22 protein-coding genes and 2 other annotated features are annotated in these 22,754 nt (G+C 44.1%); all 22 genes read left to right on the top strand.

The window, feature by feature from the left end:
- Positions 1-235 precede the first annotated feature (235 nt).
- Positions 236-712: a MaoC family dehydratase gene (locus AC0VXY_RS15970; protein WP_060671058.1), complete on the top strand. Its 477-nt coding sequence runs from the start codon at positions 236-238 to the stop codon at positions 710-712.
- A 222-nt stretch (positions 713-934) separates the two neighbouring features.
- Entirely contained in the window at positions 935-1,654 is a 720-nt protein-coding gene (locus AC0VXY_RS15965) for a response regulator transcription factor (protein WP_435989911.1), read from the top strand.
- Entirely contained in the window at positions 1,651-3,450 is a 1,800-nt protein-coding gene (pnpS, locus tag AC0VXY_RS15960) for a two-component system histidine kinase PnpS (protein ID WP_475525814.1), read from the top strand. Before AC0VXY_RS15965 ends, pnpS begins: the two co-directional genes overlap by 4 nt.
- A 271-nt stretch (positions 3,451-3,721) precedes the next feature.
- Positions 3,722-4,684, top strand: coding sequence for an FtsH protease activity modulator HflK (gene hflK, locus AC0VXY_RS15955; RefSeq protein WP_475525813.1), 963 nt, complete (start codon positions 3,722-3,724; stop codon positions 4,682-4,684).
- The gene (hflC, locus tag AC0VXY_RS15950; RefSeq protein WP_435989914.1) at positions 4,677-5,612 is read left to right on the top strand and encodes a protease modulator HflC; all 936 of its coding nucleotides are present in this window, start codon (positions 4,677-4,679) and stop codon (positions 5,610-5,612) included. Before hflK ends, hflC begins: the two co-directional genes overlap by 8 nt.
- A gap of 139 nt (positions 5,613-5,751) precedes the next feature.
- Positions 5,752-8,382 (top strand): DNA polymerase I, encoded by a 2,631-nt coding sequence (gene polA, locus AC0VXY_RS15945; protein ID WP_475525812.1) that lies wholly within the window; start codon positions 5,752-5,754, stop codon positions 8,380-8,382.
- Positions 8,383-8,406: 24 nt separating this feature from the next.
- Positions 8,407-9,231 carry a DNA-formamidopyrimidine glycosylase gene (gene mutM / locus AC0VXY_RS15940; RefSeq protein ID WP_475525811.1) on the top strand — a complete coding sequence of 275 codons (825 nt, stop codon included), beginning with the start codon at positions 8,407-8,409 and terminating at the stop codon, positions 9,229-9,231.
- Between the two features lie 68 nt (positions 9,232-9,299).
- Entirely contained in the window at positions 9,300-9,932 is a 633-nt protein-coding gene (ytaF, locus tag AC0VXY_RS15935) for a sporulation membrane protein YtaF (protein WP_435989917.1), read from the top strand.
- Between the two features lie 30 nt (positions 9,933-9,962).
- Positions 9,963-10,568 (top strand): dephospho-CoA kinase, encoded by a 606-nt coding sequence (gene coaE / locus AC0VXY_RS15930; RefSeq protein ID WP_475525810.1) that lies wholly within the window; start codon positions 9,963-9,965, stop codon positions 10,566-10,568.
- Between the two features lie 444 nt (positions 10,569-11,012).
- Complete coding sequence (locus AC0VXY_RS15925; RefSeq protein WP_475525809.1) at positions 11,013-12,041, top strand: glyceraldehyde-3-phosphate dehydrogenase; 1,029 nt, start codon at positions 11,013-11,015, stop codon at positions 12,039-12,041.
- A 614-nt stretch (positions 12,042-12,655) separates the two neighbouring features.
- Complete coding sequence (speD, locus tag AC0VXY_RS15920) at positions 12,656-13,036, top strand: adenosylmethionine decarboxylase (RefSeq protein WP_034756998.1); 381 nt, start codon at positions 12,656-12,658, stop codon at positions 13,034-13,036.
- Positions 13,037-13,169: 133 nt separating this feature from the next.
- Positions 13,170-13,550 carry a cytosolic protein gene (locus tag AC0VXY_RS15915; RefSeq protein WP_435989920.1) on the top strand — a complete coding sequence of 127 codons (381 nt, stop codon included), beginning with the start codon at positions 13,170-13,172 and terminating at the stop codon, positions 13,548-13,550.
- An 82-nt stretch (positions 13,551-13,632) separates the two neighbouring features.
- Positions 13,633-14,088 carry a transcriptional regulator NrdR gene (gene nrdR / locus AC0VXY_RS15910; RefSeq protein WP_034757001.1) on the top strand — a complete coding sequence of 152 codons (456 nt, stop codon included), beginning with the start codon at positions 13,633-13,635 and terminating at the stop codon, positions 14,086-14,088.
- Between the two features lie 67 nt (positions 14,089-14,155).
- Complete coding sequence (locus AC0VXY_RS15905; protein ID WP_475525808.1) at positions 14,156-15,544, top strand: replication initiation and membrane attachment family protein; 1,389 nt, start codon at positions 14,156-14,158, stop codon at positions 15,542-15,544.
- A gap of 12 nt (positions 15,545-15,556) precedes the next feature.
- Complete coding sequence (dnaI, locus tag AC0VXY_RS15900) at positions 15,557-16,489, top strand: primosomal protein DnaI (protein WP_475527879.1); 933 nt, start codon at positions 15,557-15,559, stop codon at positions 16,487-16,489.
- A gap of 508 nt (positions 16,490-16,997) precedes the next feature.
- Positions 16,998-17,864 carry a putative sporulation protein YtxC gene (locus AC0VXY_RS15895; RefSeq protein ID WP_435989923.1) on the top strand — a complete coding sequence of 289 codons (867 nt, stop codon included), beginning with the start codon at positions 16,998-17,000 and terminating at the stop codon, positions 17,862-17,864.
- Between the two features lie 52 nt (positions 17,865-17,916).
- Positions 17,917-18,169, top strand: a binding site (T-box leader).
- A gap of 59 nt (positions 18,170-18,228) precedes the next feature.
- Complete coding sequence (gene thrS / locus AC0VXY_RS15890) at positions 18,229-20,160, top strand: threonine--tRNA ligase (RefSeq protein ID WP_475525807.1); 1,932 nt, start codon at positions 18,229-18,231, stop codon at positions 20,158-20,160.
- A 206-nt stretch (positions 20,161-20,366) separates the two neighbouring features.
- Positions 20,367-20,506: a sequence feature (ribosomal protein L20 leader region), on the top strand.
- 89 nt (positions 20,507-20,595) lie between these two features.
- On the top strand, positions 20,596-21,099 hold the full coding sequence (gene infC / locus AC0VXY_RS15885) for a translation initiation factor IF-3 (RefSeq protein WP_060671022.1): 504 nt from the start codon (positions 20,596-20,598) through the stop codon (positions 21,097-21,099).
- Between the two features lie 24 nt (positions 21,100-21,123).
- Entirely contained in the window at positions 21,124-21,324 is a 201-nt protein-coding gene (gene rpmI, locus AC0VXY_RS15880; protein WP_032087387.1) for a 50S ribosomal protein L35, read from the top strand.
- Positions 21,325-21,352: 28 nt separating this feature from the next.
- A complete protein-coding gene (gene rplT / locus AC0VXY_RS15875; RefSeq protein WP_034757014.1) occupies positions 21,353-21,712 on the top strand; it encodes a 50S ribosomal protein L20 in 360 nt (119 codons plus the stop codon).
- Between the two features lie 90 nt (positions 21,713-21,802).
- The gene (locus AC0VXY_RS15870; RefSeq protein ID WP_435989925.1) at positions 21,803-22,081 is read left to right on the top strand and encodes a DUF1294 domain-containing protein; all 279 of its coding nucleotides are present in this window, start codon (positions 21,803-21,805) and stop codon (positions 22,079-22,081) included.
- Positions 22,082-22,177: 96 nt separating this feature from the next.
- Entirely contained in the window at positions 22,178-22,747 is a 570-nt protein-coding gene (locus tag AC0VXY_RS15865; RefSeq protein WP_475525806.1) for a TVP38/TMEM64 family protein, read from the top strand.
- Positions 22,748-22,754: the final 7 nt, after the last annotated feature.

Below are 22,754 nucleotides of genomic sequence, written 5' to 3'. Positions count from 1 at the left end.
GGCTCACCGCCAGCCCCGCGGAAAGCGAGCACCTGCAGCGGAAATCAACCAGCACATGCTCCGTATAATTTCACAAAAAAATATCAGCCATTCAGAGAACATGAATTTCCCACACCCACGCGTAAAAATTCTTTGTATGGTAACCCTAAAAATGATAAAATACTAATAGACAGACAATAAAAACAATTTTTATTATTTAAAATTGTAATCGTTTGCATACTTGGAGGTGCTTCTTATGTTATTAGGGAAAAAGAGAAAACTGGGAAGAAAAATCGACGAAATGACGGTCGGTGAAAAACTGACCCTCACAGAAAAAATTGAAGACAATGAACTTCTTCTATACCTTGGGCTCACAAATGATGCCAATCCATTATATATCCAGCACGACTATGCGTCACAAACGCCGTTTAAAAAGCCGATCGTTCCATCAATCATGCTGACGGGGATCATTACATCGGCCGTATCCAAATATCTGCCGGGGCCGGGCTCCCATATCGTGGAGCAAACCATTGAATTTCCAAAACCGGTCTATCATTACGCAACGGTTCAATTCCTTTTTGAAGTGACAGAAGTAAATCCACATAATCATCTGGTTACCATCCAGGTATCGGCCACGAACGAGGAAGATGAAAAGGTGATTAACGGAACCATCAAAGTTTGCCCGCCTCACCGCCTGGAAAAAATGAATAGTCATGCATTGGAAAACTTCTAATGCCGGGAAGGAGCTATGGCAAATAGCTCTTTTTTTTTATGCATGAAAAATGATAAAGAAAATGATCGAAGTGCATCCTATAAATAAGTAAAATGAAAAACTAAAAAGGATTAAATCTCTCTAAATGATGGTAAGCCCCGAGAATTATATTATAATGAGGATACAATTACATAAACAGTTTGGATGTTGGGGTTAATTTTCTTTGGTATGGAGGCACAACAAATGAGCAAAAAAATCTTGGTAGTCGACGATGAACAGTCCATTGCAACACTCTTGAAGTACAATCTGGAGCAATCTGGATATTCGGTGACAACGGCACATGACGGAGCAGAGGGAAGGGACCTGGCGATTGAACAGTCCCCGGACCTGATCGTCCTTGACCTGATGCTTCCGTCCATGGATGGCATCGAGGTATGCAAAGAACTGCGTCAGCGAAAAATCAATATCCCGATTCTGATGTTAACGGCTAAGGATGATGAATTTGATAAAGTCCTTGGCTTGGAGCTTGGAGCTGACGACTATATGACAAAGCCGTTCAGCCCCCGTGAAGTGGTTGCGAGGGTGAAGGCGATCCTGAGACGCAGCCAGGCCATTCGGGAAACGGCAGAAGCGGCTGCCGAGGAACCTACCGATTATAAGGAAGTCGGGGAACTAAAGGTGTATCCTGAACAATATGAGGCGTATTTTCAGGGGGAATTACTAGAACTGACACCGAAGGAATTCGAGCTTTTATTATATTTGACGGATAATAAAGGAAGAGTTCTGACAAGAGATCAGCTACTGAGTGCTGTATGGAACTATGATTTTGCCGGAGATACGAGAATCGTGGATGTGCATATCAGCCATCTGCGTGAAAAGATCGAATCCAATACGAAAAAACCTATCTATATCAAAACCATCCGTGGTCTCGGGTATAAATTGGAGGAGCCTAAAAATCGATGACCAAATTTAGAACAAAGCTCCTATTTGCTCTAATTACTCTGATCATCGCTGTCTTAATAGGGCTGGGTCTGCTTTTGGGCCAGATTTTCAAGAACTTCTATTTAGATACCTTTAACTCCAGGATTCAAAAGGAGGCCAGGTTACTGGCGAGCTCCATTGAAGAAAACGGAGCACCGAAAGAAATCAATCCCGATATGATTAAAGAATTGAGCGACATACTGGATGTCCGGATTACGGTGCTTGACAAGGCCGGTGATGTGGTCCACGACACGGACACGTCTGATTCACTGGTCGGTCCCCAGCAAAAGAGGATCGTACAGGAAATCCAAAAGAACTGGGATGTGAAAGAGAAGCATAAAAAACTTGTCACGTCGGGAAATGAATACCGATATTATTGGTATCCATTAAAAAATACCAATGATGAAATGATGGGTCTTCTCATTATGAGCACGGAAGTAGAAGCCTTGCAAAAAGGGAACCAGCAAATCTGGTTTGTCTTATCCGTTTCATTGGGCCTTGCCCTGGTCCTCATCATCATCCTGGGTTCACGGATTACGGTGAGATACACAAAGCCCATCGAATCAGCGACCAATGTGGCCATGGAGCTTGCCAAGGGGAATTACCGTGCGAGGACATACGAGGATCGTCTGGATGAAACGAGTATGCTCAGTACTTCCATCAATATTCTGGCGAGAAACCTTCAGGAAATGGTGAATGCCCAGGAAATGCAGCAAGACCGCTTAACGACTTTGATTGAAAATATGGGGAGTGCTCTCCTATTGATCGATCACCGGGGTTTTGTCGTCTTAACGAACAGGACGTTCAGGGAATTCTTTAACCTGGAGGAAAGCCAACTGAAAAAAGTACGGTATCATGAGGTGATTCACTATTCGGAAGTGAATAAGCTCGTAGAGGAAATCTTTATGACGGAGGAGCGATTGCGAAAGCAGATTCTCCTTCCGTACAAGCTTGATCGAAAGCACTATGAAGTGTATGGTGCACCTATTATCGGCAACAATGACGTGTGGAAAGGGATCGTCGTCGTATTCCATGACATAACGGAGCTAAAAAAGCTTGAACAGATGCGTAAAGATTTTGTGGCGAACGTGTCACACGAATTAAAAACGCCAATCACCTCGATCAAAGGATTCTCAGAAACACTATTGGACGGAGCAATGCAGGAGCCTGAAACGCTGAAATCTTTTTTAGACATCATTCTAAAAGAAAGTGACAGGCTGCAATCCCTCATTCAGGATTTGTTGGAGTTGTCTAAAATAGAGAAGCAGGGATTCCAGCTATTTATTGAAGAGGTTGAAGTGGCAGGGCTGATAGAAGATGTGATCCCTATTTTAAAAGAAAAAGCGAAGCCGAAGGACATTTCACTTCAAGCCGATTTCGAATCAAGGGGAATGGCAGAAGTGGATTCATACCGGTTAAAGCAGGTCTTCATCAACCTGATCAGCAATGCGATCGTGTATACTCCAAAAGGCGGAAATGTGTCGGTCACGGTAAAGGAAGATCAGGAAATGGTCTATGTACAAGTAAAGGATAACGGAATGGGAATCAGCCAGGAAGAGCTCCCCCGCATCTTTGAACGTTTTTACCGGGTGGATAAAGCGAGAAGTCGCAATTCAGGTGGAACCGGTTTGGGCTTGGCCATTGTCAAGCACATCATTGAAGCTCATGAAGGTGATATTGAAGTGGAAAGCGAACCGGATAAAGGAACGACTTTCACTGTCACATTGAATAAACGATCTTCATCCATCGCTCACCGTGGAAATCAAGGAAAACCTTAGTCGTTTTTCACCTTATTTACATTGTTTTTACAATAGCTTTAAATTCAATTAACAATGGGGTGGTACGATACTAAGTGAAACCCCTTCATCCAAGGTGTTACGAAAAGACGAGAACCAACCCCGTTCTCGTCTTTTCGCTATTAAATTATGAAAGCGCTTTCTTATTATCTCTTGTCATCTTCTCTTAATATTCTTGAAACCTTTTTGTCTTACGCCCGTATATCTTAGTAAGCAGAAAATACGATATAGAGATGGAAAAGGGAGGGTGCATATGAGCTTGAAGCGTGTTTATACTCTTGCAGGAATGGTGCTCGCAGCCATTATTTTAATTGTTGTCCTACTGACATCGTGGTATACCGTCGACGAATCAGAACAGGCACTGGTGTTGACGTTCGGGGATGCAGGCGAACCGGTTGTCGAGCCTGGACTGCATTTCAAGATGCCGTGGCCGGTACAGTCAGTGGAAGTCCTGTCGAAAGAAACCTTCAGTCTTCAATTTGGATATGAAGAAAAAGACGGGAAAATCAAGGACTTTCCAAAAGAAACAAAGATGATCACTGGGGATGAGTACATTGTGCTGGCTGATCTTGTGGTTCAGTGGAAAATCACGGATCCTGAAGGTTATTTATTCAACTCGGATAATCCTAAAGAAATCCTGTACGATGCAACTTCATCTTCGTTAAGAAGCATTATCGGAAGCTCCTTGATCGATGATGCCTTAACATCAGGAAAAGCCGAAATCGAGGCAGATGTAAGGGATTTATTGACTGAGTTGATCGATGATTACGATATTGGAATCTCCATTCTTGCGGTGAAGCTGCAGGATGTTGAGTTGCCGAATGCAGAGGTCCGCTCGGCGTTTACAGCCGTAACGGATGCAAGGGAAACGATGAATACGAAAATCAATGAAGCCAAGAAATACCGAAATCAGCGGACTAACGAAGCCCAGGGTGAAAAGGATGCCATCATATCAAGAGCCAAAGGGGATAAAATTGCACGTGTGGAGCAGGCGCGTGGAGATGTAGCGGTATTTGATAAATTGTACAATGAGTATAAGTCAAATCCCGAGATTACAAGAAAGCGTCTCGTGTTGGAAACACTTGAAAATGTCCTGCCGAATGCAGAAATCTACATTATGAAAGACAGCGGGGACACATTGAAATATTTCCCGATCCGTCAAATGGAGAATCAGACTCCTCCAGCGAAACAGGAAGGAAGTGATGAGAATGAGTGATCAAAACGTATTTGATATCAATACAAAGAAAAAAGAACCGATCGAGTGGAAACGTTATACGAAATTAGGTATCTTTTTCGTGATTCTCATCGCTGTCCTCCTTATCCTGTTTACGAGTCTCTTCATTGTCAAAGAAGGAGAATACAAAGTCGTCCGTCAATTTGGGGAAGTGGTACGAATCGATAAGGAACCGGGTATGAAATATAAGATCCCCTTCATCCAATCCGTCACTACCTTACCGAAGCATCAAATGACGTATGACGTGACAGAAGCAGAGATCAATACGAAAGATAAAAAGCGGATGCTCATCGACAATTATGCCGTGTGGCGCATTGAAGACCCTCTTAAAATGATCAAAAATGCCAGAACGGTGATCAATGCAGAGACAAAGATGGAAGAATTCATCTATTCCGTTGTCCGCTCAGAGCTTGGTCGGTTGGAATATGATGAAATCATCAATGATGAGAAGTCCTCAAGAGGAAGCTTAAACGATAAAGTGACAGACAAGGTGAATGAGCTGTTGCAGCGGGACAATTATGGAATCGTCGTTCAGGATGTTCGCATGAAGCGGACGGATCTTCCTGAAGCGAATGAAAACTCCGTCTATACCCGTATGATCTCGGAACGTGACTCGAAAGCACAGGAATACCTGTCCATGGGGGATGCCGAGAAACAAAGGGTGACAGCTGAGACCGATCGTGAAGTAAAAGAGCTGCTTGCAAAAGCCGGTGCCGAAGCCAATGTAATCCGGGCGGAAGGAGAATCAGAAGCGGCGCAAATTTATAACAAATCCTTCTCGAAGGATCCGAGCTTCTATGACCTTTATAAAACGCTCGAAACCTATAAGAAAACCGTGGATGATAAAACCGTCATCATTTTACCATCGGATTCACCGTATGCACGGCTGTTGATGGGGTATACGGAATAACGTGAAGAAACTCTTGGGATGGGTAGTTTACCTGATTTCCGGGAGTTTTTTTCTTGGATAAGGTCCCCGTTTTTCCTTTCATTCCTCAACATGATAGAATGACTATATAGAAACAGAAGCCTTTACAGGAGGTACTTATATGTCCAAAAAATTAGTCCTGATTGACGGTAACAGTATTGCTTACCGTGCATTCTTTGCACTGCCTTTATTGAATAACGACAAGGGTGTACATACAAATGCAGTGTACGGCTTTACCACCATGCTGCAGAAAATATTAGAAGATGAAAAGCCGTCTCATATCCTGGTGGCCTTTGATGCGGGAAAAACGACTTTCCGTCATAAGACATTCACGGAATACAAAGGCGGCAGGCAGAAGACCCCGCCTGAGTTGTCCGAGCAATTCCCTTATATTCGGGAACTGTTGGATGCTTACGGGATCAAACGGTATGAAAAAGAAAATTATGAAGCGGACGATATTATCGGAACCCTCTCCCTTCAGGCTGAGTCCGACGGGTTCGAAGTGAAAGTGTATTCAGGGGATAAGGATTTAACCCAGTTGAGTTCCAAAGATACCACGGTGTGCATCACGAGAAAAGGAATCACGGATATCGAGGTGTATACACCCCAGCACATTAAAGAAAAATGGGAGATCACCCCTGACCGGATCATTGATATGAAAGGCTTGATGGGGGACAGCTCTGATAATATCCCTGGTGTACCCGGTGTCGGTGAGAAAACGGCGATTAAGCTCTTGAAGGAATTCGATTCCCTTGAAAAACTTCTGGAGTCGATCGACAAAGTGAGCGGTAAGAAACTGAAAGAGAAGCTTGAAGAAAATAAAGATCAGGCGATCATGAGTAAAGAACTGGCAACGATTCTGAGAGAAGCTCCCATCGAAGTCACGGTTGAAGAACTGAATTATGATGGATGGGATGAAGTGAAACTGAAGGAAGTGTATCGGGACCTTGGATTCAACTCCCTTCTTGAGAAAATGGGTGAATCCGTTCAAGAGGAGCCCCAGGAGCTGGACGATATCTCCTATGAAGTGGTGGAAACCATTACAGAAGAGCAGCTTTCAAGTGAGAGCTCCCTATACATCGAAATGCTTGAAGAGAATTATCATCTTGGTAAAGTCATCGGCATGAGTCTTCATAATGATAATGGGACGATTTTCTTTACCCTTGAAACGGCATTGAATTCAGAAGCCTTTAAAAAATGGGCAGAAGACGAATCGAAGTCGAAGAACGTCTACAACTCGAAAGAGACCGTCGTTGCCCTGAAACGCCAAGGGATCGACATCAAGGGGATCGAATTTGACCTGCTGCTTGCGTCTTATATCATCAATCCTTCTGAATCGAGTGAAGACTTTGCCTCCATTGCGAAAGGGCATGGTCAGCCATCCATCGAATCGGATGAAGCGGTGTATGGAAAAGGGGCCAAGCAGAAGGTCCCTTCCACGGACGTGTTATCCGAGCATCTGGCAAGAAAGGCCTTCATCCTTCAAGACTTGAAGGACACATGCATAAAAGAGCTGGAAGAAAATGATCTCTATGATTTATACATGAATCTGGAATTGCCTCTTGCCCTTATCCTGGCCGAGATGGAATTCAACGGTGTAAAAGTGGATCAGGAACGTTTGATGACCATGAAGGAAGAGCTTGCCCTCCGACTGGAAGAATTGGAAAAGAACATTCATGAACTGGCAGGGGAGAGTTTCAACATCAATTCACCGAAGCAACTCGGCGTGATCCTTTTTGAAAAACTGGGTCTACCGATTGTGAAGAAAACGAAGACTGGTTACTCCACTTCTGCTGACGTATTGGAAAAACTGCAGTCCAAGCATGAAATCATTGACCATATCCTTCATTACCGTCAGTTAGGAAAGCTGCAATCCACTTATCTGGAAGGGTTACTGAAGGTCGTTCATAAAGATTCAAGCAAGATCCATACGCGGTTCAACCAGGCACTTACCCAAACAGGCCGGCTAAGCTCAACGGATCCGAACCTGCAAAACATTCCGATCCGCCTTGAAGAAGGCAGGAAGATCCGTCAGGCGTTCATTCCTTCTGAAAAGGGATGGGTCATGTTCGCTGCCGATTATTCCCAGATCGAACTTCGGGTACTCGCCCATATAGCGGGGGATGAGAAATTGGTGGAAGCCTTCCGTAATGATATGGACATCCATACGAAAACGGCCATGGACGTCTTTGGAGTGGAGAAGGGCGAGGTCACGTCCAATATGAGAAGGCATGCGAAAGCCGTTAACTTCGGGATCGTGTATGGAATCAGTGACTACGGACTGTCACAAAGCCTTGATATAACACGAAAAGAAGCAGGGGAATTCATTAAGAAGTACTTAGAAAGCTTCCCCGGCGTGAAAGAATATATGGATGATATCGTACAGGATGCGAAACAGAAGGGGTATGTGACAACACTAATGAACCGACGCCGCTACCTTCCTGAAATCACAAGCCGTAATTTCAATTTACGGAGCTTTGCAGAACGTACAGCGATGAACACACCGATCCAGGGAAGTGCAGCAGATATCATCAAGAAAGCTATGATCGATATGGCGGCCCGTTTAAAGGAAGAGAAACTTCAAACAAGGATGCTCTTACAGGTGCACGATGAATTGATCTTCGAAGCTCCTGAGGATGAAATCGAAACATTGAAGAAAATTGTTCCTGAAGTGATGGAAAACGCAATGGAGCTCGAAGTTCCATTAAAGGTTGATTACTCTTACGGACAAACATGGTATGACGCGAAGTAGTTTTATGAAGAAGGAGGTGGCCTCATGCCAGAGCTGCCTGAAGTAGAAACGGTCAGAAGGACATTGGAGCTTCTTGTATCAGGGAAGAAAATAAAGGATGTCAGTGTGTTTTGGCCAAAAATGATCAAGAATCCACTTGAAACGGATGAATTCATCCATAGCTTGAGAGGTCAGGAAATTCATGAAATGAGAAGAAGAGGGAAGTTCTTGATCTTCTATTGTGATGATGTTGCCCTCGTTTCCCATTTAAGAATGGAAGGGAAGTATAATCTGGCTGAACAGGGGAATCCCATTGAAAAACATACCCATGTCATCTTCCACTTTACGGATGGAACGGAACTCAGATACCGTGATGTCCGGAAGTTTGGAACGATGCATCTGTTTAAGAAGGGGGAAGAACTACTCCACCTTCCCCTCCTTCAGTTGGGGCCGGAGCCGTTTCTATCGGAGTTTACACCAGACTATCTGGCTGAAAAGCTCAGCAGGACGGAGAGAATCGTGAAGGCCACCTTATTGGATCAAACGGTGTTGGTGGGCCTTGGAAATATCTATGTAGATGAAGCTCTATTCCGTGCAGGTATACATCCCGACCGGAAATCAAAGTCCCTGTCACAGGAAGAAATCGAACGGCTCCACAGTGAAATCATCCACACGTTGACAGAAGCGGTGGAAATGGGTGGCAGCACGATCCGGTCTTACGTGAATTCTCAGGGACAGATGGGAATGTTCCAACAGAACCTTTATGTTTACAGCAGGAAAGAAGAGCCGTGCCGGAACTGCGGTACAGCCATCGAGAAGAAAGTAGCGGCTGGGCGGGGGACCCATTATTGCCCTCGCTGTCAGCGGTAGAAAGAACGTTTAACATTTGATAAGCCCTTACCATATAGTATTGTAATGATTTTCGGGGGGGCTATTAGATGAGTGAAACAATCTCCTTATTACTGCTGGCGTTCGCTGTAAGTCTCGATAGTTTTAGTACCGGTTTAACTTATGGATTGCGAAAAGTGAAAATCCCTACAAAATCAATCAGCATCATATCGATCTGTTCAGCGAGCTCTTTATTGCTTGCGATGTTACTCGGTCAAACCATCGGGTCCATCATCACCCCGGTCTGGGCAGGAAGAATCGGCGGACTGATCCTTGTCGTGATTGGCGCAGCCGTTCTTTATCAGTTCTTCAGGCCGCAAAAAGAAACGGTACTGTCACATGAAAAAACATTGATCAATTTTGAAATTAAATCCATAGGTTTAGTAATTCAAATATTAAGAAGACCGCTCACGGCGGACTTTGATAAATCGGGCACGATTACCGGAATCGAGGCATTCATGCTTGGAATCGCCTTGTCACTGGATGCCTTTGGTGCCGGAATCGGTGCCGCATTATTACATTTCTCGCCACTACTACTGACCCTGGCGATTTTTATGATGAGCTTTGCGTTCTTATTTTCCGGATTAAAGATGGGGGAATTCTTCTCTCACCTGCGCTGGATTCACCGCGTTTCATTTCTTCCGGGCGTTCTGCTCATCCTGATCGGGATCCTGAGGTTCTAGTGCCCGGCGAGTATTGGAAAGGACACGATCATGGCACGTATTATAGGATTAACAGGTGGAATTGCAAGTGGTAAAAGTACAATCTCAACCATGTTACATGAAAAAGGATATACTATAATCGACGCAGACCTCGCAGCCCGTATGGTGGTCGAGGTGGGGCAGCCTGCATATCTTGCGATAGTCGAAGAATTTGGTGAAGGCATCCTCCACGAAAACGACGCGACCATCAATCGCGAAAAACTCGGTCAAATCATCTTCAACTCTGAAGAGAAAAGGAACGTGCTGAACAGCATCGTGCACCCTGCCGTCAGAAGCATGATGCTCCAGCATAAAGACGAAGCTATCGCATCCGGCAAGAACACCATATTCATGGATATTCCCTTGCTATTCGAAAGCGACCTCACGTGGATGGTAGAACGTACCCTCCTCGTTTACGTAAACGAAAAAACCCAGCTATCACGCTTAATGGAACGCAATCACTTAAAACGTGAAGATGCAGAAGCGAGGATCGCGTCCCAATTCCCACTAAAAGACAAAGTCAACCTCGCCGACGCAGTCATCGACAACAACGGAACCCTGCATGACACAAAAGAACAACTAGAAGCTTTATTAACAGAATGGGACCTACAACCATAACAACACAAACGACCGACAAGAAACCCTTGTCGGTTTTTTATGTTGTCTAAGAGTAACATTTGGTGGATTGATCTGACATTTACTATTCGTATTATCATAATACCCATGTTGAGTGTAGCGGAAGGTTGCTCGACTCCGACGGGAAAAGCTGGACAGATGAGACCCCGCAGGCGAAGCCGAGGAGGCTCATCGCCAGCCCCGCGGAAAGCGAGCAACCTGGAGCGGAACTCAACCAGCATATGCTCCGGGAGAATGTATGAATAAAACCTTCAAATCAAGTATGATTCCAAACCACAAAAATATACATACAATAAGCCTATTTGTCAGAATAATAAAACATTTAAAATCCGCAAAATACTTATTAACTAATTCTCCAAATATGTTATACTATTTTTAGCAAATAAACATATAAGTATAACATTAATATAGAGGGGAGCCGGATTTATGAAGGCGAAAATTGCAATCAATGGTTTTGGACGTATTGGAAGAATGGTTTTCAGAAAAGCAATATTAGAGGAAAACTTAGAGGTTGTAGCCATTAACGCAAGCTACCCGGCTGAAACATTAGCCCATTTAATAAAGTATGACACAAATCATGGTACATTCCAGGCAGATGTAGTGGTGGAAGATCATGCACTCATCGTCAACGGAAAACGTGTCCTACTATTAAGCAATCGTGATCCTAAAGCGTTACCTTGGAATGAACTGAACATCGATATCGTCATCGAAGCGACGGGGAAATTCAATTCAAAAGATAAAGCGAGCCTTCACTTGGAAGCGGGAGCGAAAAAAGTCATCCTGACGGCCCCTGGTAAAAATGAAGACGTTACCATTGTGATGGGCGTAAATGAAAGCGCATTAAATATAGAAGAACACAGCGTTATCTCGAATGCTTCCTGCACGACGAACTGTCTGGCTCCTGTAGCGAAAGTGCTGGATGAGCAGTTCGGAATTGAAAACGGTCTCATGACGACCGTGCATGCTTACACGAATGATCAGAAAAATATCGACAATCCACATAAAGATCTAAGAAGAGCAAGAGCATGCGGACAATCGATCATCCCGACGACAACGGGTGCTGCGAAAGCATTATCATTAGTACTTCCTCAATTAAACGGGAAGCTTCATGGCATGGCGCTGCGCGTACCGACTCCGAACGTTTCATTAGTGGATCTGGTCGTGGATGTGAAAAGGGACGTAACCGTTGAAGAAATCAACGAAGCATTCGTCACGGCATCCCTTGGTTCCCTGCAAGGAGTCCTGGAATATACGACAGAACCACTGGTCTCAATCGATTTTAATACGAACCCTCATTCTGCCATCATCGACGGCTTGTCCACCATGGTCATGGGCAACCGAAAAGTGAAAGTCCTTGCCTGGTACGACAACGAATGGGGCTACTCATGCCGCGTCGTCGACCTGGCCAAATTCGTCGCCAGCAAAATGAACGCCAAACAAAAAGTCAACGTTTGAAAGAACCAACATAAATCATAAAGCAAAACCCTAGAACGTACCCTTTTCAGGTGCGTTCTTTTCTTTTATTACTCTTTCTATATATGGGTAAACGAAAGTTCCCTAAAAGTGTATGGATTTAGTTGCTGGCGTGAAAAGTCTTTTTAGACAAATTGTTCTTTCAAAAAACTATGTGTTTAAACGTTTAACTAGTGTAGGATAACAGAGTGGATTGCAGCGGAAGGCACTTGACTCCTGTGGGAACTGCGGGACAGGTGAGACCCCGCAGGCGAAGCCGAGGAGGCTCACCGCCCGCCCCACGGAAAGCAAGTGCCTGGAGCGGAAAGGAACGGTCTTCGAACAAAACGAGATCTCTCTATTATGCTCTTTACTTAAAAAGGTGAAAACGATATTCCTTTTTCTATGGTTAAAAAACTTATAAATATTTATTGCAAAAGAGTTTTAAACAAAGTATACTATTTTTCGTGAACTTCTTATTAGCAAATGAATACTGATTTAACTACTTAAAGGGTTAGGACCTCTTCGGACTAACTTTCCCCCGTGGTAGTTAAGATTTTGCCAAAGGATACGTTCATTTTGACGAAAAAAATTATGTCAAAGGGGGAAATACGAAAATGGAAACAATGGGTCGTCATGTAATCTCAGAATTATGGGGTTGCGATTTTGAAAAATTAAACGATGTAGTAGGAATTGAGAAAACATTCGTAGATGCTGCGCTTAAGTCAGGTGCAGAAGTGCGTGAGGTAGCTTTTCATAAGTTTGCGCCTCAAGGTGTTAGTGGAGTAGTGATTATCTCAGAATCACACTTAACGATCCACAGTTTTCCTGAACATGGTTATGCCAGTATTGATGTATATACTTGCGGTGATTTAGATCCTAATATCGCAGCTGAATATATTGCAGATGCTCTTGGTGCTGACACACGCGAAACAATTGAATTGCCGCGTGGAATGGGTCCTGTACAAGTGAAGAAGTCCCAGGCTCAAGCCCTTTAATCGATAATAACTCAGAAGAGATGCGTGATTCATGCATCTCTTCTTTTTTTTCGCGCGTTCCGACGTGCACTTATGGGTTTTTCAATCGTGCCTTTTCGTGTAAAATAAGGGTAACTAAAGGGAGGAACTTGATATGAGTGGAATACGTACCCTGTTAAAGCGATTTCAATCGGAGTGTGAAACGTCCGATCAGCATGAAGATAAGGAACTGCAATCACGCTATTATAAATCCATGCATCAAGGTGCATTTAATGCAGTACTGGGGTTATTCTCATCGTCAGAATATGACGTGATCTCCCAGTCCAAGGACAGAGGGGAAATCACGGTCCGGAAAAACGGCACGCCTCAATTATTTATCGTTGCCACGGTCATTACCGTGCGGCCGCTTGAAACGGCAGTCGATTTCAAGGTCAGTGCGGATAAAGGGAAGATCTTTGGTACATATACCGTTTTAAAAGCGCAAATCAACCATTATTATCACCAGCTTGATAGCGAATTGAAAAAAGTGAAATAACGCTAAATCCTATAGAAGCTTGTGTAAGTGACAGCTTTTTTATATGATGAAGGTAATAGTATGTAATAACGGAGCTGATATTATGAAATGCCCGTCTTGCCAGCATAATGGTACACGAGTGGTGGACTCACGACCTGCTGATGAAGGACGTTCCATCAGGAGAAGAAGAGAATGTGAAGAATGTACGTTTCGCTTCACGACCTTTGAGAAGGTTGAAGAGCTTCCTTTAATTGTGGTGAAAAAAGAAGGGGTAAGAGAAGAGTTTAGTCGAGAAAAGATTTTGAGGGGACTGATCAAGGCTTGTGAGAAGCGGCCGGTACCTCTTGAGAGATTAGAAAAGATCTCAACAGATATTGAAAAAGACCTGCGGAATCAAGGGGCTTCTGAAGTAGAATCTGTGAAGATCGGTGAGATGGTCATGGATCACCTTGCGAAAGTTGATGAAGTGGCATATGTCCGTTTTGCATCCGTATATCGACAATTTAAGGATATTAATGTATTTATAGACGAATTAAAAGAATTAATAAAAAAAGAGTAGAAGAATGAGCTGAAGATGGAATTCTTTGGCTCTTTTCTCTTTATTTATTGAAAGGTAGAATCCAACTATGATGAAGAAGCATTGGAATGAAATACAGCCGATCGATCACTACACGGTAGGGACACATGGAATGCTTCAGGAATATGACCGGAAAATCATTACGTTTCTATACCAGCCTTTAATCGGTTCCATTTGCTACAGCCTCTATATGAGTTTATGGGGGGAAGTGGAGGAAAATCGGCTCTGGTCGACGGATTCGACCCATTATCATTTGATGAACGTCCTGTCCGTCAATCTTCAGGACGTCTACGAAGCAAGGATGAAGCTTGAAGGGATCGGATTGTTGAAGGTTTATGAAAAAAGGGATGATGAAGACCGCCGTTTTCTTTATGAACTGCAGCCCCCCCTCTCCCCTCAGGAATTCTTTCATGATGGTATGCTGAATGTGTATTTGTACCGTAAGATCGGCCGGACCCATTATTTGCGTTTGAAGAAATTTTTTACGGATGTGTCAGCTGATAAAAGTCAGTACACAGCCATTACCCGATCATTCCAAGATGTTTTCACGTCTGAACCGATTAATTTTCTCCACCATGATGCGAATGTGGATTCGGAAACCGGGTCAGGTGAACAATATATGAAATACGGTAAGAATGATGGACTTGCACTGGACGAAATCGATTTTGATTTTTCGCTGCTGCTAGCCGGGTTATCGGAATCCATGGTCCCGCGCAAAGCCTTTACGCCGAAAGTGAAGGAAACGGTATTGAAGCTGAGCTATCTGTATGGAATCGATCCTCTTCAAATGAAGAATATCGTCTTAAGCTCATTGGATGCGGATGATACGATCGATATCGAATTGCTGCGTAAAACGGCCCGTGACTGGTATGGTATGCAAACAGGTGATCAACTGCCTGATTTGACGACCAGAGTGGAAACGAAGAAGCCTGTAGAACGGGATAAACCACTTTCCCAGGAGGAAGAGCTCATCGACTACCTGGAAACGACCTCACCAAAGGACGTATTATCGGATATATCCAATGGCGGATCCCCCTCAAAAGCTGATCTGCAAGCTGTAGAGGAAGTCCTCATGTCGCAGAAGCTGCCGATTGGCGTCATGAATGTACTGATCCAATATGTGTTGTTAAAAACAGACATGAAGCTCACGAAGGGTTATATGGAGAAAATTGCATCACACTGGTCCAGGAAAAAAGTGACGTCGGCAAGTGAAGCGATAGATCTCGCGAAAAAGGAACACAAGCAGTATCTTGAGTGGGCTGAAGGCAAGAAGGATACCAAAACGAACAGGCGGAGAAAACCGATCCGTACCGAGAAGCTTCCGGAATGGTTCAAGGAAGACGAATCATCGGGAGAATCCGATACCACTGTGGAAGGATACGACTTCGAAGCAGAAAAGAAAAAACTCGAAGAAGAGCTTAAAAATTTTCGGAAGTAGGTGAACAAAACGATGGAGAGAATCAATAATACCTTAAAGAGGCTTGCGACTTCCGGGTCGTTTCAACAGCGATATGAACAAATGAAAAAAGAGATTTTAGAAAATAATGATGTAAAAGATTTTATCCGCAGGAATGAAGGACGGGTAACTGGTGAAATGGTCAATGAAAGCCTGATGAAGCTGTATGAGTACATCTCTCAAAGCAAGGAATGCAGGTACTGTCCTTCTTTGCAGGAATGCAAGAATATGATGGAAGGGTATGATCCTCATTTGGTGATCAGGGGGAATACGATCGACATCGATTATCATCGCTGCCCACGAAAAGTCATCCATGATGAAAGAACGAGTGCCCAGCGTCTGATCAAAAGTCTTTACGTACCAAAGGATATTTTACAGGCCTCCTTCCAGACCCTCGATCTTGATTCGAAGAGCCGTCTGGAAGCAGTGCGCCTTGCGAAGAATTTCGTGGAGACGTATACAGAAGGGACCAAAATGAAAGGTCTTTATTTTTACGGGAAGTTCGGAGTGGGCAAGTCCTATCTGTTAGGTGCCATGGCCAATGAACTCGCTGAGAAAAGAATCGGATCCCTTATCGTATACGTTCCCGAGTTTTTCAGGGAGATCAAACAATCACTCGGTGATAATACGGTGAATGAAAAGCTTGAGATGGTCAAGTCAGCACCGATCCTCATGCTTGATGACATCGGAGCGGAAACCATGTCGAGCTGGGGAAGGGATGAAATTCTTGGCACCATCCTCCAGTACCGGATGCTTGAAAACCTGCCGACATTCTTCACCTCCAACTTCAACTTCAACGAGCTGACCCACCATTTGACGTATAGCCAGCGCGGGGAAGAAGAGAAATTGAAGGCTGCGCGGATCATGGAGCGGATTAAGTATTTGTCTAAGCCTGTGTTGATCGACGGCAGGAATCGAAGAGAATAGTTTGAGGGAGAGGGAATCGCACGCGTGCGATTCCCTCTCTTTTTATGGAGAAGGTGGGTGTGTGTATGTGAGCATGAATTATTTACATATATTGTTAAAAGGCTGGATTATGTGGGGTTTTGGCTGGATTATTACAGGAAACGGCCGGATTATGTGCCATTTCGGCTGGATTTTCACGCTGAACGGCCGGATTATCGGTGAAATCGGCTGGATTTGTCCTAACCAACGGTCGCAACCAAGCCAATCCAAGCGAAATTGCGGCATCAAACGGTCGCAACCAAGCCAATCCATGCGAAAATGCGGCCCCAAACGACCGCAACCAACCCAACCCATGCAAAATTCCCCCGAAACCACAGCATCCCACGACTAGGTGGCCGAAACCGAAACCCTAACCCCTGCATCCAACTCAATCCTGGTTCGCGAAAAGAATTTCCCTCATCAACTTCTAATTTATACAAGCCCCCCATATATATAAATCAGGGAATTGGGTTTAAGGAGGCGAGAAAGTTTGATTGAATTTATTTTCAAGCAAAAAAATGATGCGGTTAAGCTTCAAGAATACCTTAATAAAGAGTTCATCCAATCATGGTTTCATGAAACGCTCTTTCAACATACAACTCACTATAATCTGACGATAGAGGTTTCCCCCTTCTTCAAGGAGCGGGAAAAGCTTTTCAACGGGGTTTCCAAATTCGTCATGAATGATAAATGCATGGACTGGTCCGAATCAGCCCTGAGAGAAAATTACCTGTATGAAGATAGTGATGAGATCAATCAAATATTAGAAATCGTATCAGAGATGAGGATGGGGGAGCGGCCTGAGCTGATGGAGCTGGTGGGTGAATGGGACGAGGCTGCATATGTACATGCGGGCCTTGAGCTGCTGATGGAAGGGAAGGCCCCCATATCATTCGACTCCTTCAGCAAGTTCAGACTGAAGAAGCTTCAGGAGAGGCTCTTGCTGATGCTGGATCTGGCCATAGACGAATATAAGATGGAGCAGGAATATCAGATGTTCGTGCATATGCTGAGGGAATATCTCTCATCAAGGGAACAGAAAATGCGCACGGTCCATCTTTATTCGACGGGCTATGGCTTTCGTTTCTTTGATGAAGACATGAAAGAAGTGACCCGGCAGGAGCTGACGAAAGCAATCGATAAACGGCTGCTCACCAATCACCCTTTGTACGTTGATTCATTCACGATTGCCCCGTTATTGTCCCTTGCCCCTGAGAAAATACTTGTCTATGGAAATAGTGATCATCAATTGATCAGGACACTTCAGAATATTTTTGAAGAACGGATCGATCTCCTGCCGCTGAGTTATTTCCCCGATACACTTCTTTATCCTTCGTGGGATATAGCGAATGAATAGACTTGCTTTTCAAAACATAACCGATTATAATACCTACATAATAAGTCAATAAATAAAGGTTATGATGAGGACAACAATATTTCTATTCATTCACAGAGAGGGAAGTCACAAGGCTGCAAGCTTCCTAATTCGGTAGTGATATTTACCACCTCGGAACTTCAATCATGAACGGGACCTTATTCGGTTCATAGTAATGATTGACGGCTAAATGTCGTTATTCGTTTTCAATGAAGTCATTGTCTTTAAACTAAGACAATGAGAAGTTGGGTGGAACCACGAGTTTACTTATTAACCTCGTCCCTTCAAACGTGAAGGGGCGGGGTTTTTTTATGTTTCATAAAGATATTTTAAGGAGTGAAATCACATGTCAGAAGTAGTGAAAATGCAGTTCCCGGATGGAAATGTCAAGGAGTTTCCTAAAGGAACGACGACAGAAGAGATTGCTGCGTCCATCAGTCCGGGACTGAAGAAGAAGGCGCTCGCTGGAAAAATAAATGGTGGAATGATTGACCTTCGTACAGGGATTCAGGAAGATGGGGCGATTGAAATTGTGACGGCTCCTTCAGCAGATGCCCTTGAAGTCCTTCGTCACAGTACTGCCCATTTAATGGCACAGGCCATCAAACGTTTATACCCTGAAACGAAGCTTGGGATCGGTCCGGTCATTGAAGGCGGTTTCTATTACGATATCGATTCAGAGCATACCTTCACTCCGGAAGATCTTCCTGAGATCGAGAAGGAAATGAAGAAGATCACAGGTGAAAATCTTGAAGTGGTCCGTAAAGAAGTAAGCCGCGATGAAGCGCAGAAAATGTATGAGAAAATCGGGGATGAGTACAAGCTTGAACTGCTTGAAGCCATTCCTGAAGGGGAACAGGTTTCCATTTACGAGCAAGGTGAATTCTTCGACCTTTGCCGTGGGGTCCACATCCCGTCAACAAATAAAATCAAGGAATTCAAGCTGTTAAGCATTGCCGGCGCATACTGGCGTGGAAACAGTGATAATAAAATGCTTCAACGGATTTACGGTACGGCTTTCTTCAAGAAGGAAGACCTTGCAGAGCACCTTCGTCTTTTAGAAGAAGCGAAAGAGCGTGATCACCGTAAAATCGGTAAAGAATTGAATTTATTCATGAACTCACAAAAAGTGGGACAAGGCTTGCCGATGTGGCTGCCTAAAGGTGCAACGATCCGCCGCATCATCGAGCGTTATATCGTCGATAAAGAAGAGCGTCTCGGTTACGACCACGTCTATACACCTATCATGGGGAGCGTGGAATTGTACAAAACAAGCGGTCACTGGGATCACTATCAGGAAAACATGTTCCCGGTCATGGAAATGGATAATGAAGATCTTGTTCTCCGCCCGATGAACTGTCCTCATCATATGATGATTTACAAAAACGGTATCCACAGCTACCGTGAGCTTCCGATCCGTATCGCCGAGCTTGGTACGATGCACCGTTATGAATTATCAGGTGCCCTGTCAGGACTTCAGCGTGTACGCGGGATGACTCTGAATGATGCCCATATCTTCGTGCGCCCGGATCAAATCAAGGAAGAATTCAAGCGCGTCGTACGCCTTGTTCAGGAAGTGTACAAAGACTTTGATCTGAATGATTATTCTTTCCGCCTTTCTTATCGTGATCCTGAAGATACGGAGAAGTACTTTGATGATGATGAGATGTGGAACCGTGCTCAAGGCATGATCAAGGAAGCGATGGATGAACTGGATGTCGAGTACTTCGAAGCAGAAGGGGAAGCGGCATTCTACGGCCCTAAACTGGATGTTCAAGTGAAAACGGCCCTTGGTAAGGAAGAAACGTTATCCACTGTTCAATTGGACTTCTTACTTCCAGAGCGTTTTGACTTAACATACGTAGGGGAAGACGGGAAGCAGCACCGTCCTGTCGTTATCCACCGCGGAGTCGTATCCACTATGGAACGCTTTGTGGCCTTCCTGATCGAGGAATATAAAGGAGCTTTCCCGACATGGCTTGCTCCAACGCAGGTTCAAGTGATCCCGGTTTCTCCGGATGTCCACTTCGACTACGCGAAAGAAGTGAAAGAAAAGCTTCAGGCTGAAGGGCTTCGTGTCGATATCGATGACCGTAATGAAAAAATCGGCTATAAGATCCGTGAAGCACAGATGAGCAAAGTCCCTTACATGCTTGTAGTGGGAGACAATGAAATCAAGGAAACGGCCGTCAACGTCCGTAAATACGGAGAGCAGAAATCCGAAACCATTTCCCTTGACGAATTCATCGCCCACATCACAAAAGAAGCGAATCGCTAATAGGGGAAGAGGGACGGACCTCCAAATGGTCATTATGGTTTACAATAATGTTTCCGTTGGAGGTCCGTCCCTCCCGCTTTAATTTCAAAAAAACTGTTGCACTCTCCTTAGATGTCTGATATTATGAAATACGTTGTGATATTAAATGATTATTTGACAGCGGTATTGTCATGTGATATATTATCTAAGGTGAATTGAATACAGTTTGGTACAAGTAGGAGCTACCCGCTTCTCACCTGAATAACGCGTTAAAGCTGTTACCAGGTATGTGATTGACTATTAAAGCCATTTATATATGCTTAATAATCAGGTGCGGGTGTTTCGACACTCGCATCTTTTTTTGTGTCCTGGACATGGAAAAGGGAAGCGGGTGCGTCGGCCAAAGCCGTGTATTCTTTTAATAAACCTTGGAGGTGGCTAATTATTAGCAAAGACATGATTTTAAACGAAACGATTCGTGCCCGTGAAGTACGTCTTATCGATCAAAACGGTGAGCAACTTGGGATTAAAACCAAGAATGAAGCTCTTGAAATCGCTGAACGTGTAAATCTTGATCTTGTTCTGGTTGCTCCAAATGCAAAACCACCCGTTGCTCGTATCATGGACTACGGTAAGTTTAAGTTTGAACAACAGAAGAAAGACAAAGAAGCACGTAAGAATCAGAAGATCATCAATCTTAAAGAGGTGCGTTTAAGCCCGACGATTGATGAGCATGATTTCAACACCAAGCTTCGTAACGCTCGTAAGTTCCTTGAAAAAGGAGACAAAGTAAAAGCGTCAATCCGATTTAAAGGTCGTGCGATTACGCACAAAGAAATTGGTCAACGCGTTCTGGATCGCTTCAGTGATGAGTGTAAAGATGTAGCAACCGTTGAATCAAAACCGAAAATGGATGGTCGCAGTATGTTCTTGGTGCTTGCACCAGTTAACGAAAAATAAGAGGACCCGAGGAGGAAAAGCATCATGCCAAAAATGAAAACTCACCGCGGCTCAGCTAAGCGTTTCAAGAAAACAGGTTCTGGTAAACTTAAACGTTCACACGCTTACACAAGCCACTTATTCGCAAACAAATCTACTAAAGCAAAGCGTAAGCTACGTAAAGCGGCTGTTGTCTCTAAAGGAGATTTCAAACGCATTCGTCATATGCTTGACAACCTAAAATAAGAAGTAATAGAAACAGGAGGGAATTATTATGCCACGCGTAAAAGGCGGAACAGTAACACGCAGACGTCGTAAAAAAGTTCTTAAATTAGCCAAAGGTTATTTCGGTTCAAAACATACTTTATATAAAGTAGCCAATCAACAAGTCATGAAATCATACATGTATGCTTATCGTGACCGTCGCCAAAAGAAACGTGATTTCCGTAAACTATGGATCACACGTATCAATGCGGCTGCACGTATGAACGGTCTTTCTTACAGCCGTTTAATGCACGGATTAAAGCTTGCTGGTATCGAAGTAAACCGCAAAATGCTTGCTGAGCTTGCGATTTCTGACGAAAAAGCATTCAACCAATTAGCTGACGCTGCTAAAGCTCAACTAAACAAATAAGTTACTACTGACTCAGTCAGTAGATAAAAAAGGACTGGCCCCTGGCCGGTCCTTTCTTCTATCATTCACATTAGAAAGCAGGTAGAAATCATGGATGCATTAACAGGGATCTTATATCTATATGTCGTCATCATCAATATCATCGGCTTTACGGTCATGGGGAGAGATAAACGGAAGGCTGAGCGGCATGAATACCGTATCAGCGAGCGGGTGCTGTGGCAGGTGGCCATTGTGGGAGGCAGTGTCGGGGCGTATATGGGTATGAAGGTGTTCAGGCATAAAACGAAGCACAAAGCGTTTGCCATCGGCTTCCCATTGCTTGTCATTATTCATTGTGTGTTGTTCATCTGGCTGAATGCGAATCTGTGACCTCAAGTTTTCATTCTTTAACCCGTCTCTATCACATACTATATAAAGAGGGTTTGTAGAAACAGCTTAGAATAGCAGAAGGAGGTCGCATAAGTCATGGACGAACGGTTGGTTGCTGCATTCGCCCTGATGGAAGCAAGTGGATATATGGCTCCTGTTCTGTTTATCTTATTTCACATCCTGAGGCAGTTTCTGTTCATTCCCGTCGCCCTTGTCTGTATGGCGGGAGGGGTTCTGTTCGGGAGTATCTTCGGCACTCTGTATTCGTTGATCGGATTAACGCTCTTATCTGTCACTTTTTATTTTGTCATTAAAAGTTTCAAATCGTTTTATGAAAAGCTCCTGAGGCTGAAAGAAAAGTGGTTCGGCCGGAATGCCACCCTCACCACGGGTCAGATTGCGGTTCTCAGGCTGATTCCCTTTGTCCATTACCAGCTCTTGAATCTTTGCCTGCTCGAGCGGAAGAAGGAGCTCAAGCCCTTCATACGTGCATCCGTCCTTTCCAACATTCCCCTGGCGTTTTTCTACACGGTATTCGGCCAATATATCAAGCAATTTTCCCCGCCCATTCTCGTCATGATCTTCATCGCGCTCATCGTCCTATTTTACCTCCTGAGGGAAAAAGTCAGAGTCATTCAATGGAGAGAATTTTTTCCGGGTAAATAAAAATGAA

The organism is Rossellomorea sp. QJM3NY_18 (assembly GCF_056173145.1).
This window is presented reverse-complemented; position numbering and strand designations above follow the sequence as displayed.

Excerpts from the sequence above, each read along its gene's own strand:
- AC0VXY_RS15970 (WP_060671058.1), top strand. The coding sequence starts at position 236 with ATGTTATTAGGGAAAAAGAGAAAACTGGGAAGAAAAATCGACGAAATG.
- AC0VXY_RS15925 (WP_475525809.1), top strand. The coding sequence starts at position 11,013 with ATGAAGGCGAAAATTGCAATCAATGGTTTTGGACGTATTGGAAGAATG.
- dnaI (WP_475527879.1), top strand. The coding sequence starts at position 15,557 with ATGGAGAGAATCAATAATACCTTAAAGAGGCTTGCGACTTCCGGGTCG.
- hflC (WP_435989914.1), top strand. The coding sequence starts at position 4,677 with ATGAGTGATCAAAACGTATTTGATATCAATACAAAGAAAAAAGAACCG.
- AC0VXY_RS15915 (WP_435989920.1), top strand. The coding sequence starts at position 13,170 with ATGAGTGGAATACGTACCCTGTTAAAGCGATTTCAATCGGAGTGTGAA.
- nrdR (WP_034757001.1), top strand. The coding sequence starts at position 13,633 with ATGAAATGCCCGTCTTGCCAGCATAATGGTACACGAGTGGTGGACTCA.
- pnpS (WP_475525814.1), top strand. The coding sequence starts at position 1,651 with ATGACCAAATTTAGAACAAAGCTCCTATTTGCTCTAATTACTCTGATC.
- AC0VXY_RS15965 (WP_435989911.1), top strand. The coding sequence starts at position 935 with ATGAGCAAAAAAATCTTGGTAGTCGACGATGAACAGTCCATTGCAACA.
- mutM (WP_475525811.1), top strand. The coding sequence starts at position 8,407 with ATGCCAGAGCTGCCTGAAGTAGAAACGGTCAGAAGGACATTGGAGCTT.
- infC (WP_060671022.1), top strand. The coding sequence starts at position 20,596 with ATGATTTTAAACGAAACGATTCGTGCCCGTGAAGTACGTCTTATCGAT.
- ytaF (WP_435989917.1), top strand. The coding sequence starts at position 9,300 with ATGAGTGAAACAATCTCCTTATTACTGCTGGCGTTCGCTGTAAGTCTC.
- polA (WP_475525812.1), top strand. The coding sequence starts at position 5,752 with ATGTCCAAAAAATTAGTCCTGATTGACGGTAACAGTATTGCTTACCGT.
- rpmI (WP_032087387.1), top strand. The coding sequence starts at position 21,124 with ATGCCAAAAATGAAAACTCACCGCGGCTCAGCTAAGCGTTTCAAGAAA.
- rplT (WP_034757014.1), top strand. The coding sequence starts at position 21,353 with ATGCCACGCGTAAAAGGCGGAACAGTAACACGCAGACGTCGTAAAAAA.
- AC0VXY_RS15865 (WP_475525806.1), top strand. The coding sequence starts at position 22,178 with ATGGACGAACGGTTGGTTGCTGCATTCGCCCTGATGGAAGCAAGTGGA.
- coaE (WP_475525810.1), top strand. The coding sequence starts at position 9,963 with ATGGCACGTATTATAGGATTAACAGGTGGAATTGCAAGTGGTAAAAGT.
- hflK (WP_475525813.1), top strand. The coding sequence starts at position 3,722 with ATGAGCTTGAAGCGTGTTTATACTCTTGCAGGAATGGTGCTCGCAGCC.
- thrS (WP_475525807.1), top strand. The coding sequence starts at position 18,229 with ATGTCAGAAGTAGTGAAAATGCAGTTCCCGGATGGAAATGTCAAGGAG.
- AC0VXY_RS15870 (WP_435989925.1), top strand. The coding sequence starts at position 21,803 with ATGGATGCATTAACAGGGATCTTATATCTATATGTCGTCATCATCAAT.
- speD (WP_034756998.1), top strand. The coding sequence starts at position 12,656 with ATGGAAACAATGGGTCGTCATGTAATCTCAGAATTATGGGGTTGCGAT.
- AC0VXY_RS15905 (WP_475525808.1), top strand. The coding sequence starts at position 14,156 with ATGATGAAGAAGCATTGGAATGAAATACAGCCGATCGATCACTACACG.